This is a genomic window from Ruegeria sp. AB10 (genome assembly GCF_056542745.1).
The window spans coordinates 369868-384918 of record NZ_JBQGAI010000002.1 but is presented as its reverse complement, the minus strand read 5'-3'; the positions used below and the strand labels follow the sequence as shown (position 1 = coordinate 384918).

The window sequence follows — 15051 nt, the reverse complement described above, 5'->3', positions numbered from 1 at the left end:
CCGCAGAATGCGGTTGTTTTACAGTGGCTTCAAATCAGCTGCCATTTGGCGGCCGTCACGTCCGTCTTGCAGCTCGTACGAGACTTTCTGATTGTCAGCGAGCCCGGTCAGACCGGACCGTTCAACGGCCGAGATATGAACAAATACGTCCTTGCCGCCTTCATCGGGGGCAATAAACCCGTAGCCTTTCGTGGTATTAAACCATTTCACGGTGCCAGTTGGCATTTCCCGTGTCTCCTTCTACTTTCACGTTGTCCCACAAAATTGGTGGGGGTAGTGGTTGACGCCACCGCAACACATCACTGTATCGCCCACACGATACAGCCCGGATTGCGTGTTTCGTCTTTTTCAACATTGCACGGTGAAGTAAAAAATCAAGAATTACCGAAACAATCAGGCAAAATTGCCAAAAATTGAACCAGATACAGGAGACCCCCGCAGATGCGCCTTTTTGGCCTGAAGACCTGTGATACTTGCCGCAAGGCTTTGAAATCACTTCCAGATGCAGAATTTATCGACGTTCGGGTCGACGGCGTACCGGATTCCGTGCTTGCGCGGGCTTTTGATGCCTTCGGCGAGGCTTTGCTCAACACCCGTTCCACAACCTGGCGTGGATTGGACGATGCGGAACGTGCGCGCCCGCCCTTGGATTTGATCGCCGACAATCCGACCCTGATGAAGCGCCCTCTGATCGAGCATAACGGCACGCTGTATCTGGGCTGGCGCGCGGAAACGAAAGAGGGGCTTGGCGTTGCGTGACCGGGTAACTATGTGAATTGACGCAAGTTAGAGGGTTTTGAATGCGCAACGCAGCTATGATTCTGGGCGTCATTGCCGGTCTGATCGGGATGATCGTGGGCTTTGTCGGCTATGGCTATGTCGAACTGATCGACACTTATGGTGAGATTGAGGGCCTGGCCGAGCAAGTGGACAACGCGCAGGTCATACAAATGGCCTCGATCATCGCGCCTCTGCTGGCCATTGCCGGTGGTGCGATGGCCCATGCAAGGGCCTTGGTCGGAGGCGCGTTGCTGCTGATCTCAGCCGCCGGAATGTATTACGCCTTTGGCTTTAACGTGTTCACCATGTTCCCGGTGGCGTTTGCGGCCGTGGCGGGCCTGCTTGGGCTGGCCGCGGGTAAACCGGACGAGCCCAAAGCACATTTCTAAATCACTTGATGCGCAGGATACGGTCCAGCGACAGCGGTCCTGCACCGTTGATCACGATCACCAGCAGCAGGAAAGTCCACAGCGTCCGGTCGTCCAGCAGACTCACGGCGTTGGTAAAGTAGCTGCCCAGTTCAGTGCCGTGCCCGTTGACGTCCACGATGGTTTGAACCCAGACAAATGCGACCATGCCCAAAGCGGCAAACCGCGACAGCAGGCCGATCACGATCAGCGCGGGCAGCAAAAACTCGGCCCAGGTACCCGCAACGGCAATCGCCCAGTGAATGACGCTCAGTTGCGAGCTGTCATAGCTGACCGCTTCCATCGCTTTGGGGAAGATCTGGACGTAGGCGCCGTCTGACGGGGAAAGAAAGCCAAAGAACCCGCTACCCAATTTGGTTTTCGCCGAGTTCCAGTAGTACACAAGCAGCGTCGCCGCAAAGACCACCCGGGCCAGAGTTGGTGTCAACCAGCCGGCGGTCATTTCCAACCGTCCCAGGGTGTTGTTGTGCAATGAGATCAGGGCAGTCATGTCGCCAGCCTTTCGATAGTCACAGAGGTTATTGCGCCGCCTTCCAAAAGCAGCGCCAGAGTGGCCCCAAGGTCAAAATCGGGGAAATTGGTCGCGGTTTCTTCAAACGCGTCACCAATGGTTTGTCCGGCCTGAAGGCCTGCAATCCAATGCGCGCCGCCAGTGGGCAGCAGATGCGGGATCGGGTCATAGTCGGGCCGGGTAACCAGAACGGCCTCGGGGCCGGGCGCGGGTTTCGGCGCGTCCTCTTCGGTGTTGAAGCGCCAGATCGAGTAGATCGGCCAGTCCGAACCCAGAACCTGCATTGAGGGGGCAAACCCCAGCCGGGCCCGCATGATATCTTCTGGCGGCAGGGCCAGCGCATCCGCCGGGGCGGGTGTGCTGTCGGCCGCGTGGTACGACCGGCGCAGCGACAGCTCCAGCCGCGCGACGTCGGGCAGGTAGCCCAGATGGGCAAGTTGCTCCATTCCAGTCAGGAAATCCGGAAACGCCTCTCCATAGAACATCATCAGGGGCGAAGAGGGGGGATGTTTGCGCAGGAAAATCCCCGACAGGCCATCCATGTTCTGGGGACCCAAAAGCTTGGTGATAACCGGAAAGGCCTGATGCATCGCCTCGGTCAGGGACACGGCCACGTTGTTGCGGTACACGCTGAACCGGCGTCCTGCGGGTTGCGCGGCGGCGTCCAGCAACCCCTTGGGGATAGCTGCCGCCGGGTCCAGCAACGCCGAATGGAAGGTTGTTTGCGAGACGCTCATGCCGGGATGCGGTCCAGGGCCGCCTGTGCGCGCTCTGCCTCGGTCCGCAGAATGGGCCAGTCGGGGACGTCCGTGTCCCACTCGATCAGCACCGGTTTCGGGCCCGAGCGTTCAAGCACGTAATCCAACAGAGACCAGACCGGATCGACCACTTCGCGCCCGTGGCTGTCGATCAGCAGCGGGTGACCGTGATCATCTTCATCCTCATCATGGCCGCCAAGGTGAATCTCACCCACCTTGTCCAGCGGATAGGCGTCGATATAGCCCTGCGGTGAGAAATCCAGATTGGTGGCCGAGACAAAGACGTTGTTCACGTCCAGCAGTAGGCCGCAGCCCGTACGACGCGCAATCTCGCGCAGAAAATCCGGCTCGGACCATGTGCTTTCCTCGAATGCCAGATAGCTGGAGGGGTTTTCCAGCAGCATCTGCCGTCCGACGGTGTCCTGTACCTGATCGATATGATCACAGACGCGCACCAAGGTCGCATCTGTATAGGGCAGGGGCAGCAGGTCGTTCAGGAAATGGCTGTCATGGGTAGACCAGGCCAGATGTTCCGAGAAACTGGCAGGGTTCAGCCAGCCGACTAGGTGTTTCAGACGGGCCAGGTGATCCGCATCCAGCGGACCTTCGCCGCCGATCGACAGGCCGACACCGTGGACGGAAATCGGGAATTGCTCGGACAGGTGGCGCAGCTGTGCAATGGGACGGCCACCGTCGCCCAGGTAGTTTTCGGCGTGAATCTCAAGCCATGCGACGGGGTTGGCGTGGTCCAGAATCTGCGTAAAGTGCTGGGGTTTGTAGCCGACGCCCGGCGCGGCCGGCAGATTGTTCGGTCTGGTCGTATGGTCCAACATGTGCGTGCTCTCCGATCACGAAAAAGAGGCGGGCGATATGGCCCGCCCCTTCGGTTCCTGAAAGCCTGGACTTATGCCGGCAGGTCGCGATCCAGCGGTTCCAGCGAGCCCTTACGGTTGTCCGGCAATTCGATATCGGCGCAGGTGCCCGCGTCGACCAGGGTCCATGCGTTGCCCTGATAGTCCACGGTCGAGGTGCCCGCGCAGGTGGTGCCGGGGCCAGCGGCACAGTCATTCTGACCGGCCAGCGATACGCCATAGCATTTCTCTTTGGCTTGTGCGGTGGCAGTGGTTGCGGCGCCCGAAACGGCGGCTGCGACTGCGCTTGCGATAACCAGGGTTTTTGCGGTGTTCGACATCTCGGTAATCCCTTTTGATGACTGCGTATGTCTGCTTGTGACAATGACAAAGGTAGTGCTTGCAGGGCTGCAGTTGAATTCACGAGCCCGTGTCTCACAACCCCGTCAGGACATGACATGCCCCCTTGAAGGTTAACAAATTGTTTTTGAAATGAAAAATGGTAATTGTTTCAATCCGGCCCCAATATCGGGGCCGGATTGTCGGCAATATGGTGCCGAATGTTACAGCAGGTCGGGCGGGGTGGCCGCCCGCGACAACTCATTTGTTACAACGTCAAGCGGTTGAACCTGCGTCTGTTTTTCGCCCAGACGCCGGACGCTGACGGTGCGTTCTTCCACCTCGCGGTGGCCGACGGCCAGAATGACGGGCACTTTACCGACCGAGTGTTCGCGGACCTTGTAGTTGATCTTCTCGTTGCGGATATCCGCCTCAGCGCGGACACCAGCGGCCTTGAGAGTTTCGACCACTTCCATGACATAGTCATCCGCCTCGGACGTGATTGAGGCGACAACGACCTGACGCGGGGCCAGCCAGAACGGCAGCTTGCCCGCGTGTTCTTCGATCAGGATCCCGATGAAGCGTTCGAACGAACCCAGCGTTGCGCGGTGCAGCATGACCGGACGGTGTTTGCCGCCGTCGGCGCCGATATAGGTGGCGTCCAGACGTTCAGGCAGAACGAAGTCCACCTGGAAGGTGCCGCACTGCCAGTCGCGACCGATGGCGTCTGTCAGGACGAACTCCAGCTTTGGACCGTAGAAGGCGCCTTCGCCCGGGTTCAGTTCCGGCTCGATCCCGGCTGCTCGGGTTGCAGAAAGCAGGGCGGATTCGGCCTTGTCCCAGACCTCATCCGAACCAGCCCGCGTTTCAGGACGGTCCGAGAATTTCACCGCAAACTTTTCGAAACCCAGATCCTTATAGATCACGCTGAGGAAACGGATGAATTCGGCGGTTTCGGCCTCAATCTGCTCTTCGGTCGAAAAGATGTGGGCGTCGTCCTGCGTAAAGCCGCGCACGCGCATGATGCCGTGCAATGCACCCGAGGGTTCGTACCGGTTGCACGATCCGAATTCGGCCATGCGCAACGGCAGATCGCGATAGGATTTCAGGCCCTGTTTGAAGATTTCAACATGACAGGGGCAGTTCATCGGCTTGAGTGCGTTAACGGCTTTCTCGCGGGCATGTTCTTCGTCCACTTCGACGATGAACATGTTTTCCTGATACTTGTCCCAGTGGCCGGACCGTTCCCACAGCTTGCGGTCAACGACCTGCGGTGTGTTCACCTCGACATACCCGCCCTTGCGCTGCTGTCGGCGCATGTAGTCCTGCAACAGGGTGTAGATGGTCCAGCCGTTGGGATGCCAGAAGATTTGGCCCGGAGCCTCTTCCTGCATGTGGAACAGGTCCATCTCGCGGCCTAGCTTGCGGTGGTCGCGTTTGGCGGCCTCTTCCAGCATATGCAGGTAAGCTTTCAGCTTTTCCTTTCCGGTAAAGGCCACGCCATAGATGCGCTGCAACATCGCGCGGTCGCTGTCGCCACGCCAATAGGCGCCCGCGATGGACATCAGTTTGAACGCGTCGCCGGGCAGTTGGCCGGTGTGCTGCAGGTGCGGGCCACGGCACAGATCCTGCCAGTGGCCGTGCCAGTACATGCGCAGTGGCTCATCGCCCGGGATGGCTTCGATCAGCTCAACCTTGTAGGGTTCGTTATTGGCCTTGTAGAACTCGATCGCGCGGTCACGGTCCCAGACCTCGGTGGTGACGGGGTCGCGCTTGTTGATGATCTCTTTCATCTTTTTCTCGATGAGGCCGAGATCTTCGGGCGTGAATGGTTCCTCGCGATCAAAGTCGTAATACCAGCCGTTTTCGATCACGGGGCCGATGGTGACCTTGGTGGCGGGCCAGATTTCCTGCACCGCGCGTGCCATGACATGGGCCAGATCGTGGCGGATCAGCTCATTGGCCTGCTCTTCATCCTTCATGGTGTGGATGGCGATGTCGGCATCGGCTTCGATGGGCCATTGCAGATCCCAGTGCTTGCCGTTTACCGTGGCCGAGATTGCCTTTTTCGCCAGCGAGGTTGAGATATCGGCAGCCACCTGCGCGGGCGTTACGCCTGCGTCATAAGAACGTGCATTGCCATCGGGAAAAGTGAGAGAGACGGATTTTGAATCCAGGGCCATATCGGCTCTCCTCGTCGGTTTGGCGCCCACTGAACGCCCGGTTGCGGGTTATATGTGTCGGGCTGCTTTGGCAGGTGGTGGTGCGCGTGTCAAGGGTCGGAGCGAGGGGCGCTGCCCCTCGCGCTCCCCGGAGTATTTCGGAAAAGATGAAGGTCGCGGAATTGCACTTGGGGGTGCGGCGTGCATGATGCTGGAAAAGGAAAGAGGATTTCATGGCAGCGACGGACTTTCTGGAAATACCGCAGGGGCGGCGGTTGGCCTATCACAAGAGCGAAGGCACTGGCCCGACCCTTGTTTTTCTGGGTGGCCTCAAGTCGGACATGGAGGGCACCAAGGCGGTGCATCTTGAGGCCTGGGCGCAGGCGCGGGGGCAGGCTTTTTTGCGGTTCGATTATTCCGGCCATGGCGAAAGCTCGGGGGCGTTCGAAGAAGGCTGCATCGGCGACTGGCATCAGGACACGGTGGCCGCCGTTTCAGAACTGACCGAGGGGCCGCTGATTGTCGTCGGGTCGTCGATGGGCGGGTGGCAGGCGCTGTTGCTGGCCAAGGCGATGCCCGAGCGGATTGCGGGGATGGTCACCATCGCGGCTGCGCCGGATTTTACCGAAGACGGCTATTGGGCCTCGTTTAGCGATGAACAAAAGGCGGCACTGGACACCGTCGGTCATGTCGAATTGCCCTCGGATTACATGGAGCCCTACATCATCTCCAAGCGGATGATCGAAGACGGGCGGCAACAGTTGGTATTGCGCGATGCGCTGGACCTGCCTTTTCCGGTCCGGTGCCTGCAGGGCACGGCGGATACGGCGGTGACCACCGAAACGGCTGTGCGGTTGCTGGATCATGCCAGCGGGGATGATATGCGCTTGTTGCTGGTCAAGGATGCCGATCACCGTTTCTCGGACGGTCCCTGTCTGGGACTGATCGAAAATGCGGTGCTTGAGGTTATGGAGCTATCCTGATGCAGCGCTTTGGATGGGTCCTTGGTCGCCTGCTGTTGGTGCTGATTGTCCTTGGTGGGCTGATCTACTGGCTCGGGCCGCGTGAAGAGGTCGATCTGCATCCGCGCTTTGATCCCCGCAAATTCGGCGAGGGGGTTCAGGTCTATTTCGAAAGCACGGAATCCGTCTTTGACGACATCGTTCCCGGGGTTGAGAAACGGGTTATCTGGCAGGACGGATTCTACGAGCAGCGCACGCCGGTTTCGGTTCTGTATGTGCACGGCTTTTCGGCATCGTCCGAAGAAATTCGCCCTGTGCCGGATCGGGTGGCCGATGCGCTGGGGGCCAATCTGGTCTACACCCGGTTGCAGGGTCATGGGCGGGTCGGCAGCGCGATGGGCGAGGCAACCGCGACTGGCTGGATGCAGGACATGGCCGAAGGATTGGCTGCGGCGCGGGCGGTCGGCGACAAGGTTGTGGTCATGTCGACCTCGACCGGTGGCACGCTGGCTGCCGCCGCCGCGTTGGATGCGGAACTCAGCAAGGACGTGGCGGCGATGGTCTTTGTCTCACCCAATTTCGGAGTGAACACGCCCGGCGCGTGGCTGCCCGGCCTGCCCTGGGCGCGCGAATGGTTGCCGTTGGTAATGGGCGAGAAGCGGGACGTCTCGGGCCCGGACCCCGAACAGAACACCTATTGGACGTCGGTCTATCCGTGGGAGGCGGTCGTGCCGATGACTGTGCTGGTTGAAACTGTCTATGCGCTGGACTTCTCAGACGCACAGGTGCCGGCGCTGTTCTGGTTCTCGGATGACGATCAGGTGGTGCGGCCCGACCGGACGCATAAGGTGGCCGAAAGCTGGGGTGGTCCCTCAACCGTCAATCTAGTGACGATGGGGCCGGGGGATGATCCCGCGTCGCACGTGATCGCCGGGCGGTTGATGTCGCCGGGTCAAACAGATGCCGCAGTGACCGGCATTCTGGGCTGGCTCAAGGGAATAGGTGTAGAGTAGCGATGCGTAAGCCGGGCAGCATGTGGAGCCTTGAGACGCTTGGCCGCGTGCGTTTGTCCCGGCATTTCTTCATGCGGGATTTCCTGTATTCCGAGATCGGGAATTTCCATGAAAAACAGAACCTTCCGGACAATCCCGATCTGGCCATCGAAACCGGCCGCGCGTTTTGCCAGATCCTGCTGGACCCGCTTGAGGAAACCTTTGGGCGCGTCGCGGTTCGGTCCGGTTATCGCTCGCCTTCGCTGAACCGGTTCGGGAATGAAAACCGGCTGAACTGTGCCCGGAACGACAACCCTCTGGAATGCCACATCTGGGACAGGGGAGAGGGTGATGCGCGGATTGCGGGCGCCTCGATCGTCATTCCGTGGTTTGCCGATCAGTACGGTTCCGGACGGGACTGGCGCGATCTGGCGTGGTGGATGCACGAGCATCTGGCCTATTCCGAGATCTGGTTCTTTCCCAAACTCTGCGCCTTCAACCTTGTCTGGAGACCCAAACCGCTCCGTCGCATAGACAGTTATATTGTGCCGCGCGGCTGTCTGCTGCGTCCTGGGGCCGAGCCGGACGAGGATTTGTCGGCGCGACGCCGGAGATACGCGGATTTTCCGACCTTCCGAGGCATCAATTATCCCTGAAGTTTAACTTGCCCGAAGCAGTAAAACGTCTCATCCTGTAATCAATGAGTACAGGCCGAAAAGGTCGAATTTTACGAGGCCCCGCGTGATCGAGCCGCTGGTTTTATTGCCCGAAATGATGTGCGATGCACGGATTTTTGAACCCCAGATCAACTGTCTGTCGCGTCAGCGCGCGGTGATGGTTGCGCCGGTTTCAGTGGGGGAGCGGATCGAAGAAATCGCCTCGGCCCTGCTGGATCAGTTACCGCATCGCTTTGCGCTGGGCGGGCTGGGAATGGGCGGTGTGGTGGCGCTGGAACTTATCCGCCGCGCGCCGGACCGGGTGTCACGCCTTTGCCTGATGGCGGCGGATGCGCAGGCCGATACGCCGCAGCTGGCGGTCGCGCGTGAGGAGCTTTTGGTCGGCGCAAAGGCAGGGCGGCTTGAGGACGTGATGCGGCGGATCATCGGGTCCGACACGCTGGCCCCCGGACCAAAACGCATTCCCATTCTGAACGGCCTGATTGAAATGGCGCTGGATTTGGGGCCTGCGGTGTTCGAACGTCAGATACGCGCCCTGCAACGGCGCCCGGATCAACAGGGCGAGCTGCGGCGCATCCGGGTACCGACGCTGGTTCTGTGCGGTGCGCATGACACGTTGATACCGCAGCGAAAACACGCATTCATGGCGGATATGATCCCCGGCGCGGAATTGAAAGTTGTCGATGGGGCAGGGCATCTGCCGACGCTGGAAGCACCCCGATTTGTGAATGACGCGTTGGCTGAATGGCTTACCGCGCCAGCACGGGCGGCCTATGTGTAGAACTTCTTGCGCTCGGCCTTGCTGAGGATCATTGGCGGCACCACGGGTTCACCAGTGTCGGTGTTGAAGAACGGCGTGTTTCGCCAGCTGCCCGAAACCCAGGATTTCGTCAGGCGCGTCAGCAGCCCCACCGCTGCAAAGCGCAGTTTTTCGTGTGACTGCTTGCCATCCGGCTGTGGAACAAAACCACGGGTGGTGACCGGACCAAGCCTGTCGGGATCGGCGATGCGTTTGACGATGAAACCGGCGAATGGGAACTTGGCTGTCCGTGATGTCGTCGCAATCGGGGCATTGCAGCAATCCGCGTACCATCGCAGCATCCCCTTGGGGCTGAGCTGCATCAGCGCAAGATGTTCTGCGCCGCTGTCGATGCGGACGTCTTCCGGGTTCATTTGCAGGACGTCGACGGGGCCGGGGGCAGGATCCGGCTGTCCGAAATACAGCTGAGCCGCGCGGCAGTCATGGCAATAGCAGGCGACATGGGTGCCACTTTGGACACCAGCAGCGGTGATATGCCCGGTCAGGGTGCTGCAAGTGCAGGAGAAGGGCATTCCCTCTGCCGCCCTCCTGCGCATGGTGGTCAGGCCACCTTGTTGCTGTTGGCGGCGCGGCGTGTGGATTTGCGCGAATTGGTGTTCATGAAGTCGATCACCAGCGGCCGGATATTGTCGCGCCAGCTGCGCCCGGCAAAGATGCCATAGTGTCCGGCACCGGGCTCAACATGGCTGGCCTTTTTCGACTCCGGCAGGCCGGTGCACAGATCGAGCGCTGCGATGCACTGGCCGGGGGCCGAAATGTCATCATTGGCGCCTTCGACCGTCTTGACCGCAACATCGGTGATCTTGCCGATATCGACCTTGTGACCGGCGACCACGAATTCATTCTTCGCTATCTCACGGTTTTTGAAGATACGTTCGACCGTGGACAGATAGAACTCGGCAGTCATATCCATGACGGCCAGATATTCGTCGTAGAACCGGTTATGGGCATCGTGATCCGACGCTTCATTGCGCATCACACGCTGAATTTGGTCCGAGAACGCCTTGGAGTGGCGGTCCGCATTCATCGACATGAACGATGCCAGCTGCAGCAGGCCGGGATAGACCATGCGGCCAACACCCTTGTACTTGAAGCCGACGCGCTGGATCATGGTTTCTTCCAGCTGGCCCATGGTGACACGGCGGCCAAAGTCGGTCACGTCGGTCGGGGTGGCATCGGGATCGACCGGGCCACCGATCAGGGTCAGGGTGCTGGGCTGCGCCTTGGGCTCGACCTCGGCCAGATAGGCGGTCGCGGCCAGCGTCAGCGGAACCGGTTGGCAGACGGCCACAACATGAGTGTCCGGACCAAGCTCTTTCATAAAATCGACAAGGTAGAGGGTGTAGTCCTCAACATCGAACTTGCCTTCGGACACGGGGATGTCGCGCGCGTTATGCCAGTCAGTGATGTAAACTTCGCAATTGACCAGCAGGCTTTTCACGGTCGACCGCAGCAGCGTCGCGTAGTGCCCCGACATCGGCGCAACCAGCAGAACCTTGCGGGGCTGTTCCTCGCGGCCGTTTACCCGAAAATGGACCAGATCGCCAAAGGGGCGTTCGACAACGGTGGTCACATCGACCAGATGGTCCTTGCCGTCCTCGCAGGTAAAGGTGCGGATACCCCAATCAGGTTTGACGATCATTCGCTGGAATGTCCGTTCGGTCACCTCACCCCAAGCTGCCATCATGCTGAAAGCGGGGTTGGGAACCATCGAGAAGACGGGGTAAGATGCAATGGCGCTGGCAGTTGCGCCCATCCACTGGTTGGTGTTGCGCATCGTTTCCATCAAGTCGTAAGTCATCATGTAGCGCATGAAAAAGGGGCCTCCTGCGTGTCAGCCTGGGTGTTCGGACCATTCGCCGCTTTGCCCCCTGAGACCTACGACGTTATTCTGCATAGCAGCGAGATTAAGCGGGAATTGTTAAAATGACAACAAGTGACGGCCAGATGCCTGAAGTGACCGAAGAAAACATTGAACGCCTTAAGGAAAATATGGAAAAGGTCGAGCAATTGTCGAAGCGCTTGATCGAAGTGATGGCTGTGAAAAAGCCGCATACCGCTGCATTGGACGGCCCGAATCAGGAGCTTTTTGCAAAGGCAGCAACGGCATATTGGGCCGACGCATGGCAAAATCCCGCAAAGTTGCTGGAGCGGCAAATAGAATTCTGGGGAAAATCGGTTCTGAACTTTGCCGAAGCGCAGCAGGCGCTGACCAAGGGCGAGGTCGATGACGAAGAAGCCAGACTCGGTGACAAACGATTTTCCAACCCTCTTTGGGAAACCAACCCCTATTTCCGCCTGATCCGCCAGCAATACCAGACCAATTCCGAAGCTATCGCCCAGGCCGTTGCCTCGGTCGAGGATCTGGATGCAAAGGACAAACAGCGTCTGGGTTATTTCTCGCAGCAGATCATCGACATGATGGCCCCCACGAATTTTCTGGCGACCAACCCGGACGCGCTGCAAAAGGCTGTCGAAACCGAAGGCCAGTCGCTGATCAAGGGGCTTGAGAACCTCGTTTCGGACCTTGAGGCCAACGATGGCGAATTGGTGGTGAAGCTGGCCGACGAAAGCGCGTTTGAAGTGGGCGGCAACCTGGCGACGACGCCCGGTGACGTGGTTTTTCGCAACCGCATGATGGAACTGATCCAGTACAAGCCAGCGACAGAAACGGTCCATGAAACACCGATTGTCCTGTTCCCGCCCTGGATCAACAAATTCTACATTCTCGACCTCAAGGCACAAAACAGCCTGATCAAGTGGGTGACCGAGCAAGGCTATACCCTGTTCGTCGTCAGCTGGGTCAACCCGGATGAAAGCTATGCGGACACCGGGATGGAGGATTACATTCAGGACGGTTTCCTGACTGCAATTGAAGAGGCCAAGAAGATCTGCAAGGTCAAGCAGGTGAACGCGATCGGATATTGTATCGCGGGCACCACGCTGAGCCTCACTTTGGCGCTGCTGAAACAGCGCGGCGATAAATCGGTCAAGTCGGCAACACTGTTCACTGCACTGACGGATTTCTCTGAACAGGGCGAGTTTACGCCTTTCCTGCAGAACGATTTCATCGACGGGATCGAGGAAGAGGTGAACAAAGAGGGCGTGCTGCGGTCATGGATCATGGCGCGCACCATGTCCTTCCTGCGCTCGCGCGATCTGGTCTACGGCCCGGCGATCCGCAGCTATATGCTGGGTGAGGTGCCGCCCGCCTTTGATCTGTTGTTCTGGAATGGTGACGGGGCCAACCTGCCAGCCAAGATGACGGTCGAGTATCTGCGTGGCCTGTGCCAGCGCAACGAATTCGCCACTGACGGGTTTGAGCTGTTCGGTCACAAGCTGAAACTTAGCGACGTGGATGTGCCGTTGATGGCGATCACCTGCGAGACGGACCATATCGCGGCGTGGAAAGACTGCTATCGCGGCGTGCAGAAGATGGGGTCGCGGAACAAAACTTTTGTGGTCTCCGAGTCCGGCCATATCGCGGGCATCATCAATCCACCCAGCAAGAAGAAATACGGTCACTACACCAACCCGGATATGAAGGCGGATGCGGACACCTGGTTGAAAGAGGCTGAATTCCACGAGGGTTCGTGGTGGCCCCTGTGGGAGGCATGGCTGAAGAAACGTTCGGGCAAACAGGTCCCGGCCCGCGATACCGGTGATTCGGATCATCCTCGTTTGGCCCCGGCACCTGGCACATATGTGGTGGCCAACCCAAACGGCTGATTTCATTTTGAAACTTAAAAATTCTGCGTCGCAGCAAGAAAAAACTTGAAATGCTGCGGCGCAGCATTCATATTACCCTCAAGCTGATGAAAACCGGGGTGGGCCCGGTTCGGCAAAAAGGATTAAGACAATGGCAAAGACCCAAGACTTTACCGCGACCATGAAAGAAATGATGGGCGCGTTCCCCGTTGACACCACCGCTCTGGAAGGTGCCTTCAAATCGACCGCTTCGCTGAACGAAAAGCTGTCGGGCGTTGCTCTGGACGCCGCCGAAAAATCGGCTGAAATCTCGAACAAATGGACCAAGGACACCCTGTCCAAGCTGACCGAGATGTCGAAAGCAAAGGCCGAGCCGGCTGACTACGCAAAAGCGGCAACCGATTTCGCAAGCGCTTCGGCCGAAGTTGCTGCTGAAAACATGGCTGCATTCGCTGAAATCGCGAAAAAACTGCAGACCGAAACCGTCGAGCTGCTGATGGCTGCAGGCAAAGAAGCTGCTGAAGACGCAACTGCTGCCGTCAAGAAAGCAACCAACGACGTGACAGCTGCTGCCAAGAAAGCCGCAACTGCAAAATAAGTAAGGCCGCGAGGCGCACCCGTTCCTCCCATCTGGTGCAATCGCGTCGGGCAGGTCTTTTGACCTGCCCTTTCTTTTTGTGCTGCGCTCGCATAATCTCTGCTGCAACGCATCATCCTTGGGGAGGGCAAACGGTGTCGGAACAAGAAAAACCACTGTTGATCAAACGCTATGCAAGCCGCCGGCTGTATAACACCGAGACCAGCGACTATGTCACGCTGGAAGATATCGCGGCCTTCATCCGCGACGGGCGTGAGGTGCAGATCATCGATCTGAAAACCGGAGACGACCTGACCCGGCAATACCTGCTGCAGATCATTGCCGAACATGAAAGTCGGGGCGAAAACGTGCTGCCGGTGAATGTGCTGAACGATCTGGTGCGCAGCTATATGATCCCGGGTGGTGGGATGATGCCGCAATTCCTGCAAAGCTCGTTCGAAATGCTGCGCGAAAGCCAAAGCAAGATGATGGAAAACATGAACGCCATGAACCCGATGTCGCAGATGCCTGGGTTCGAAGCGATGCAGGCGCAGCAACAGGCGTTTCTGAAGGCGATGACGGGTGGTCTGTCGGGCAATTGGTCCGGGCCGGACAAGGATGACGAAGGCAAGCCGGAATCCAAAGAAGACCTGGACGACATCAAGAAGCAGCTTGCCGAGTTGCAGAAGAAACTCTCCAAGCTGAACTGACCGCGTCAAGGATGCGTTGGCTGTTCCTGAGTATCGCATTGCTTTGGATGCAGCCCGCGCTGTCGCAGGGCGTTTATTCGGAAAACTGGTCTCCGGTCTGCAGGCTGGGGACCCAGTCCGGGGCCGGGTGCGATGCAATCCGTAGCCGCGAGATTCTGGATGCGGGCCAGACCCCGTGGCGCGCCATCGGGCGGATCAACTTTGCCAGCCGCGATCAGAGGTCCCATTGCACTGGTGTTTTGGTGGCGGAAAGGTTGGTGCTGACCGCTGCGCATTGCCTCTATAACGCGCCTCGGCAACGGTGGATCCCGCCCTCCAGCATCCGGTTTGCCGCCGGGTATCAGCGTGGATCAACCGTCGCAGTGTCTGACATAGCGGGGTATCGGGTGCATCGCGATCAGGGCAAAGACGGCGTGTTTGACGATCGTGCAGGCCTGGATTGGGCGGTTCTGGAACTGAGCGAGCCGATCGGTCAGCAGGTCGGGTATCTGCCGCTTGCGGATACCAATGCTGTTTCGGCTTTTGTCGCTGGATATCCCGGGGTGCGGCCACATATTCTCAGCCGAACTGAAACCTGTCCCCCGCGTCGGTATCAGGACGGGATTCTGTTGGCGGTTTGCCCTGTGATGATGGGGGATTCCGGTGCGCCGCTCTTGGTTGAAACGTCTTCCGGTCCGCAGGTTGCCGCGATCCTGTCTCGGGTCGCCGCAACCCCCGAGGGGGTCACGGCGCTGTTTCTATCGACCGAGTTGTTCGATATCGGCCCGCAATAGCTG

18 protein-coding genes are annotated in these 15051 nt (G+C 58.9%); 10 read left to right on the top strand and 8 right to left on the bottom strand.

All coding sequences use genetic code 11. The features are described from left to right. Positions 1-18 precede the first annotated feature (18 nt). Positions 19-225 (bottom strand): cold-shock protein, encoded by a 207-nt coding sequence (locus tag ACR0NT_RS06875; RefSeq protein WP_008758035.1) that lies wholly within the window; start codon positions 223-225, stop codon positions 19-21. Between the two features lie 216 nt (positions 226-441). On the opposite strand from ACR0NT_RS06875, the gene ACR0NT_RS06870 reads away from it, so the two are divergent. Both ACR0NT_RS06870 and ACR0NT_RS06865 read left to right on the top strand, forming a co-directional pair. Continuing rightward, positions 442-759, top strand: coding sequence for an ArsC/Spx/MgsR family protein (locus ACR0NT_RS06870; RefSeq protein ID WP_170672023.1), 318 nt, complete (start codon positions 442-444; stop codon positions 757-759). A 41-nt stretch (positions 760-800) separates the two neighbouring features. Further along, a complete protein-coding gene (locus tag ACR0NT_RS06865; protein ID WP_170672021.1) occupies positions 801-1169 on the top strand; it encodes a hypothetical protein in 369 nt (122 codons plus the stop codon). 1 nt (position 1170) lies between these two features. On the opposite strand, the gene ACR0NT_RS06860 is transcribed toward ACR0NT_RS06865, so the two are convergent. The 5 genes from ACR0NT_RS06860 to thrS all read right to left on the bottom strand — a co-directional run bounded on the left by ACR0NT_RS06860 (position 1171) and on the right by thrS (position 5850). Further along, positions 1171-1698, bottom strand: a complete 528-nt coding sequence (locus tag ACR0NT_RS06860; RefSeq protein WP_170443182.1) for a DoxX family protein — start codon at positions 1696-1698, stop codon at positions 1171-1173. Then, positions 1695-2456, bottom strand: coding sequence for an HvfC/BufC family peptide modification chaperone (locus ACR0NT_RS06855; RefSeq protein WP_170443184.1), 762 nt, complete (start codon positions 2454-2456; stop codon positions 1695-1697). The genes ACR0NT_RS06860 and ACR0NT_RS06855 overlap by 4 nt, the downstream gene beginning before the upstream one ends. Then, on the bottom strand, positions 2453-3310 hold the full coding sequence (gene bufB, locus ACR0NT_RS06850) for an MNIO family bufferin maturase (RefSeq protein ID WP_170672019.1): 858 nt from the start codon (positions 3308-3310) through the stop codon (positions 2453-2455). Before bufB ends, ACR0NT_RS06855 begins: the two co-directional genes overlap by 4 nt. Before the next feature lie 71 nt (positions 3311-3381). Then, on the bottom strand, positions 3382-3669 hold the full coding sequence (locus tag ACR0NT_RS06845) for a BufA1 family periplasmic bufferin-type metallophore (protein ID WP_170325388.1): 288 nt from the start codon (positions 3667-3669) through the stop codon (positions 3382-3384). 222 nt (positions 3670-3891) lie between these two features. Continuing rightward, entirely contained in the window at positions 3892-5850 is a 1959-nt protein-coding gene (gene thrS, locus ACR0NT_RS06840; protein ID WP_170672017.1) for a threonine--tRNA ligase, read from the bottom strand. A gap of 212 nt (positions 5851-6062) precedes the next feature. Between thrS and ACR0NT_RS06835 the strand changes: the two genes are divergently transcribed. The 4 genes from ACR0NT_RS06835 (at position 6063) to ACR0NT_RS06820 (ending at position 9241) form a co-directional block, all read left to right on the top strand. Continuing rightward, positions 6063-6812, top strand: coding sequence for an alpha/beta fold hydrolase (locus ACR0NT_RS06835; RefSeq protein ID WP_170672015.1), 750 nt, complete (start codon positions 6063-6065; stop codon positions 6810-6812). After that, positions 6812-7804: an alpha/beta fold hydrolase gene (locus ACR0NT_RS06830; RefSeq protein WP_170672013.1), complete on the top strand. Its 993-nt coding sequence runs from the start codon at positions 6812-6814 to the stop codon at positions 7802-7804. Before ACR0NT_RS06835 ends, ACR0NT_RS06830 begins: the two co-directional genes overlap by 1 nt. 20 nt (positions 7805-7824) lie before the next feature. After that, entirely contained in the window at positions 7825-8439 is a 615-nt protein-coding gene (locus tag ACR0NT_RS06825) for a hypothetical protein (RefSeq protein ID WP_170672450.1), read from the top strand. Between the two features lie 85 nt (positions 8440-8524). Then, positions 8525-9241, top strand: a complete 717-nt coding sequence (locus ACR0NT_RS06820) for an alpha/beta fold hydrolase (RefSeq protein ID WP_170672011.1) — start codon at positions 8525-8527, stop codon at positions 9239-9241. Here the strand turns inward: ACR0NT_RS06820 and ACR0NT_RS06815 are convergent. After that, positions 9232-9792 carry a DUF6151 family protein gene (locus tag ACR0NT_RS06815; protein WP_480442791.1) on the bottom strand — a complete coding sequence of 187 codons (561 nt, stop codon included), beginning with the start codon at positions 9790-9792 and terminating at the stop codon, positions 9232-9234. The genes ACR0NT_RS06820 and ACR0NT_RS06815 overlap by 10 nt on opposite strands. 29 nt (positions 9793-9821) lie before the next feature. Beyond that, positions 9822-11093, bottom strand: coding sequence for a polyhydroxyalkanoate depolymerase (gene phaZ / locus ACR0NT_RS06810; protein WP_170672007.1), 1272 nt, complete (start codon positions 11091-11093; stop codon positions 9822-9824). A gap of 113 nt (positions 11094-11206) precedes the next feature. Between phaZ and ACR0NT_RS06805 the strand changes: the two genes are divergently transcribed. The 4 genes from ACR0NT_RS06805 (at position 11207) to ACR0NT_RS06790 (ending at position 15048) form a co-directional block, all read left to right on the top strand. Further along, positions 11207-13009: a class I poly(R)-hydroxyalkanoic acid synthase gene (locus ACR0NT_RS06805; RefSeq protein ID WP_170672005.1), complete on the top strand. Its 1803-nt coding sequence runs from the start codon at positions 11207-11209 to the stop codon at positions 13007-13009. 130 nt (positions 13010-13139) lie between these two features. Next, a complete protein-coding gene (locus ACR0NT_RS06800; protein WP_170443204.1) occupies positions 13140-13586 on the top strand; it encodes a phasin family protein in 447 nt (148 codons plus the stop codon). A 134-nt stretch (positions 13587-13720) separates the two neighbouring features. Continuing rightward, entirely contained in the window at positions 13721-14275 is a 555-nt protein-coding gene (phaR, locus tag ACR0NT_RS06795; protein WP_170443206.1) for a polyhydroxyalkanoate synthesis repressor PhaR, read from the top strand. 11 nt (positions 14276-14286) lie between these two features. Next, positions 14287-15048: a trypsin-like serine protease gene (locus tag ACR0NT_RS06790; RefSeq protein WP_170672003.1), complete on the top strand. Its 762-nt coding sequence runs from the start codon at positions 14287-14289 to the stop codon at positions 15046-15048. Positions 15049-15051 lie beyond the last annotated feature (3 nt).

Coding starts and splice junctions, on each gene's coding strand:
- ACR0NT_RS06875 (WP_008758035.1), bottom strand. CDS start 225: ATGCCAACTGGCACCGTGAAATGGTTTAATACCACGAAAGGCTACGGG.
- ACR0NT_RS06870 (WP_170672023.1), top strand. CDS start 442: ATGCGCCTTTTTGGCCTGAAGACCTGTGATACTTGCCGCAAGGCTTTG.
- ACR0NT_RS06865 (WP_170672021.1), top strand. CDS start 801: ATGCGCAACGCAGCTATGATTCTGGGCGTCATTGCCGGTCTGATCGGG.
- ACR0NT_RS06860 (WP_170443182.1), bottom strand. CDS start 1,698: ATGACTGCCCTGATCTCATTGCACAACAACACCCTGGGACGGTTGGAA.
- ACR0NT_RS06855 (WP_170443184.1), bottom strand. CDS start 2,456: ATGAGCGTCTCGCAAACAACCTTCCATTCGGCGTTGCTGGACCCGGCG.
- bufB (WP_170672019.1), bottom strand. CDS start 3,310: ATGTTGGACCATACGACCAGACCGAACAATCTGCCGGCCGCGCCGGGC.
- ACR0NT_RS06845 (WP_170325388.1), bottom strand. CDS start 3,669: ATGTCGAACACCGCAAAAACCCTGGTTATCGCAAGCGCAGTCGCAGCC.
- thrS (WP_170672017.1), bottom strand. CDS start 5,850: ATGGCCCTGGATTCAAAATCCGTCTCTCTCACTTTTCCCGATGGCAAT.
- ACR0NT_RS06835 (WP_170672015.1), top strand. CDS start 6,063: ATGGCAGCGACGGACTTTCTGGAAATACCGCAGGGGCGGCGGTTGGCC.
- ACR0NT_RS06830 (WP_170672013.1), top strand. CDS start 6,812: ATGCAGCGCTTTGGATGGGTCCTTGGTCGCCTGCTGTTGGTGCTGATT.
- ACR0NT_RS06825 (WP_170672450.1), top strand. CDS start 7,825: ATGTGGAGCCTTGAGACGCTTGGCCGCGTGCGTTTGTCCCGGCATTTC.
- ACR0NT_RS06815 (WP_480442791.1), bottom strand. CDS start 9,792: ATGCCCTTCTCCTGCACTTGCAGCACCCTGACCGGGCATATCACCGCT.
- phaZ (WP_170672007.1), bottom strand. CDS start 11,093: ATGCGCTACATGATGACTTACGACTTGATGGAAACGATGCGCAACACC.
- ACR0NT_RS06805 (WP_170672005.1), top strand. CDS start 11,207: ATGACAACAAGTGACGGCCAGATGCCTGAAGTGACCGAAGAAAACATT.
- ACR0NT_RS06800 (WP_170443204.1), top strand. CDS start 13,140: ATGGCAAAGACCCAAGACTTTACCGCGACCATGAAAGAAATGATGGGC.
- ACR0NT_RS06790 (WP_170672003.1), top strand. CDS start 14,287: ATGCGTTGGCTGTTCCTGAGTATCGCATTGCTTTGGATGCAGCCCGCG.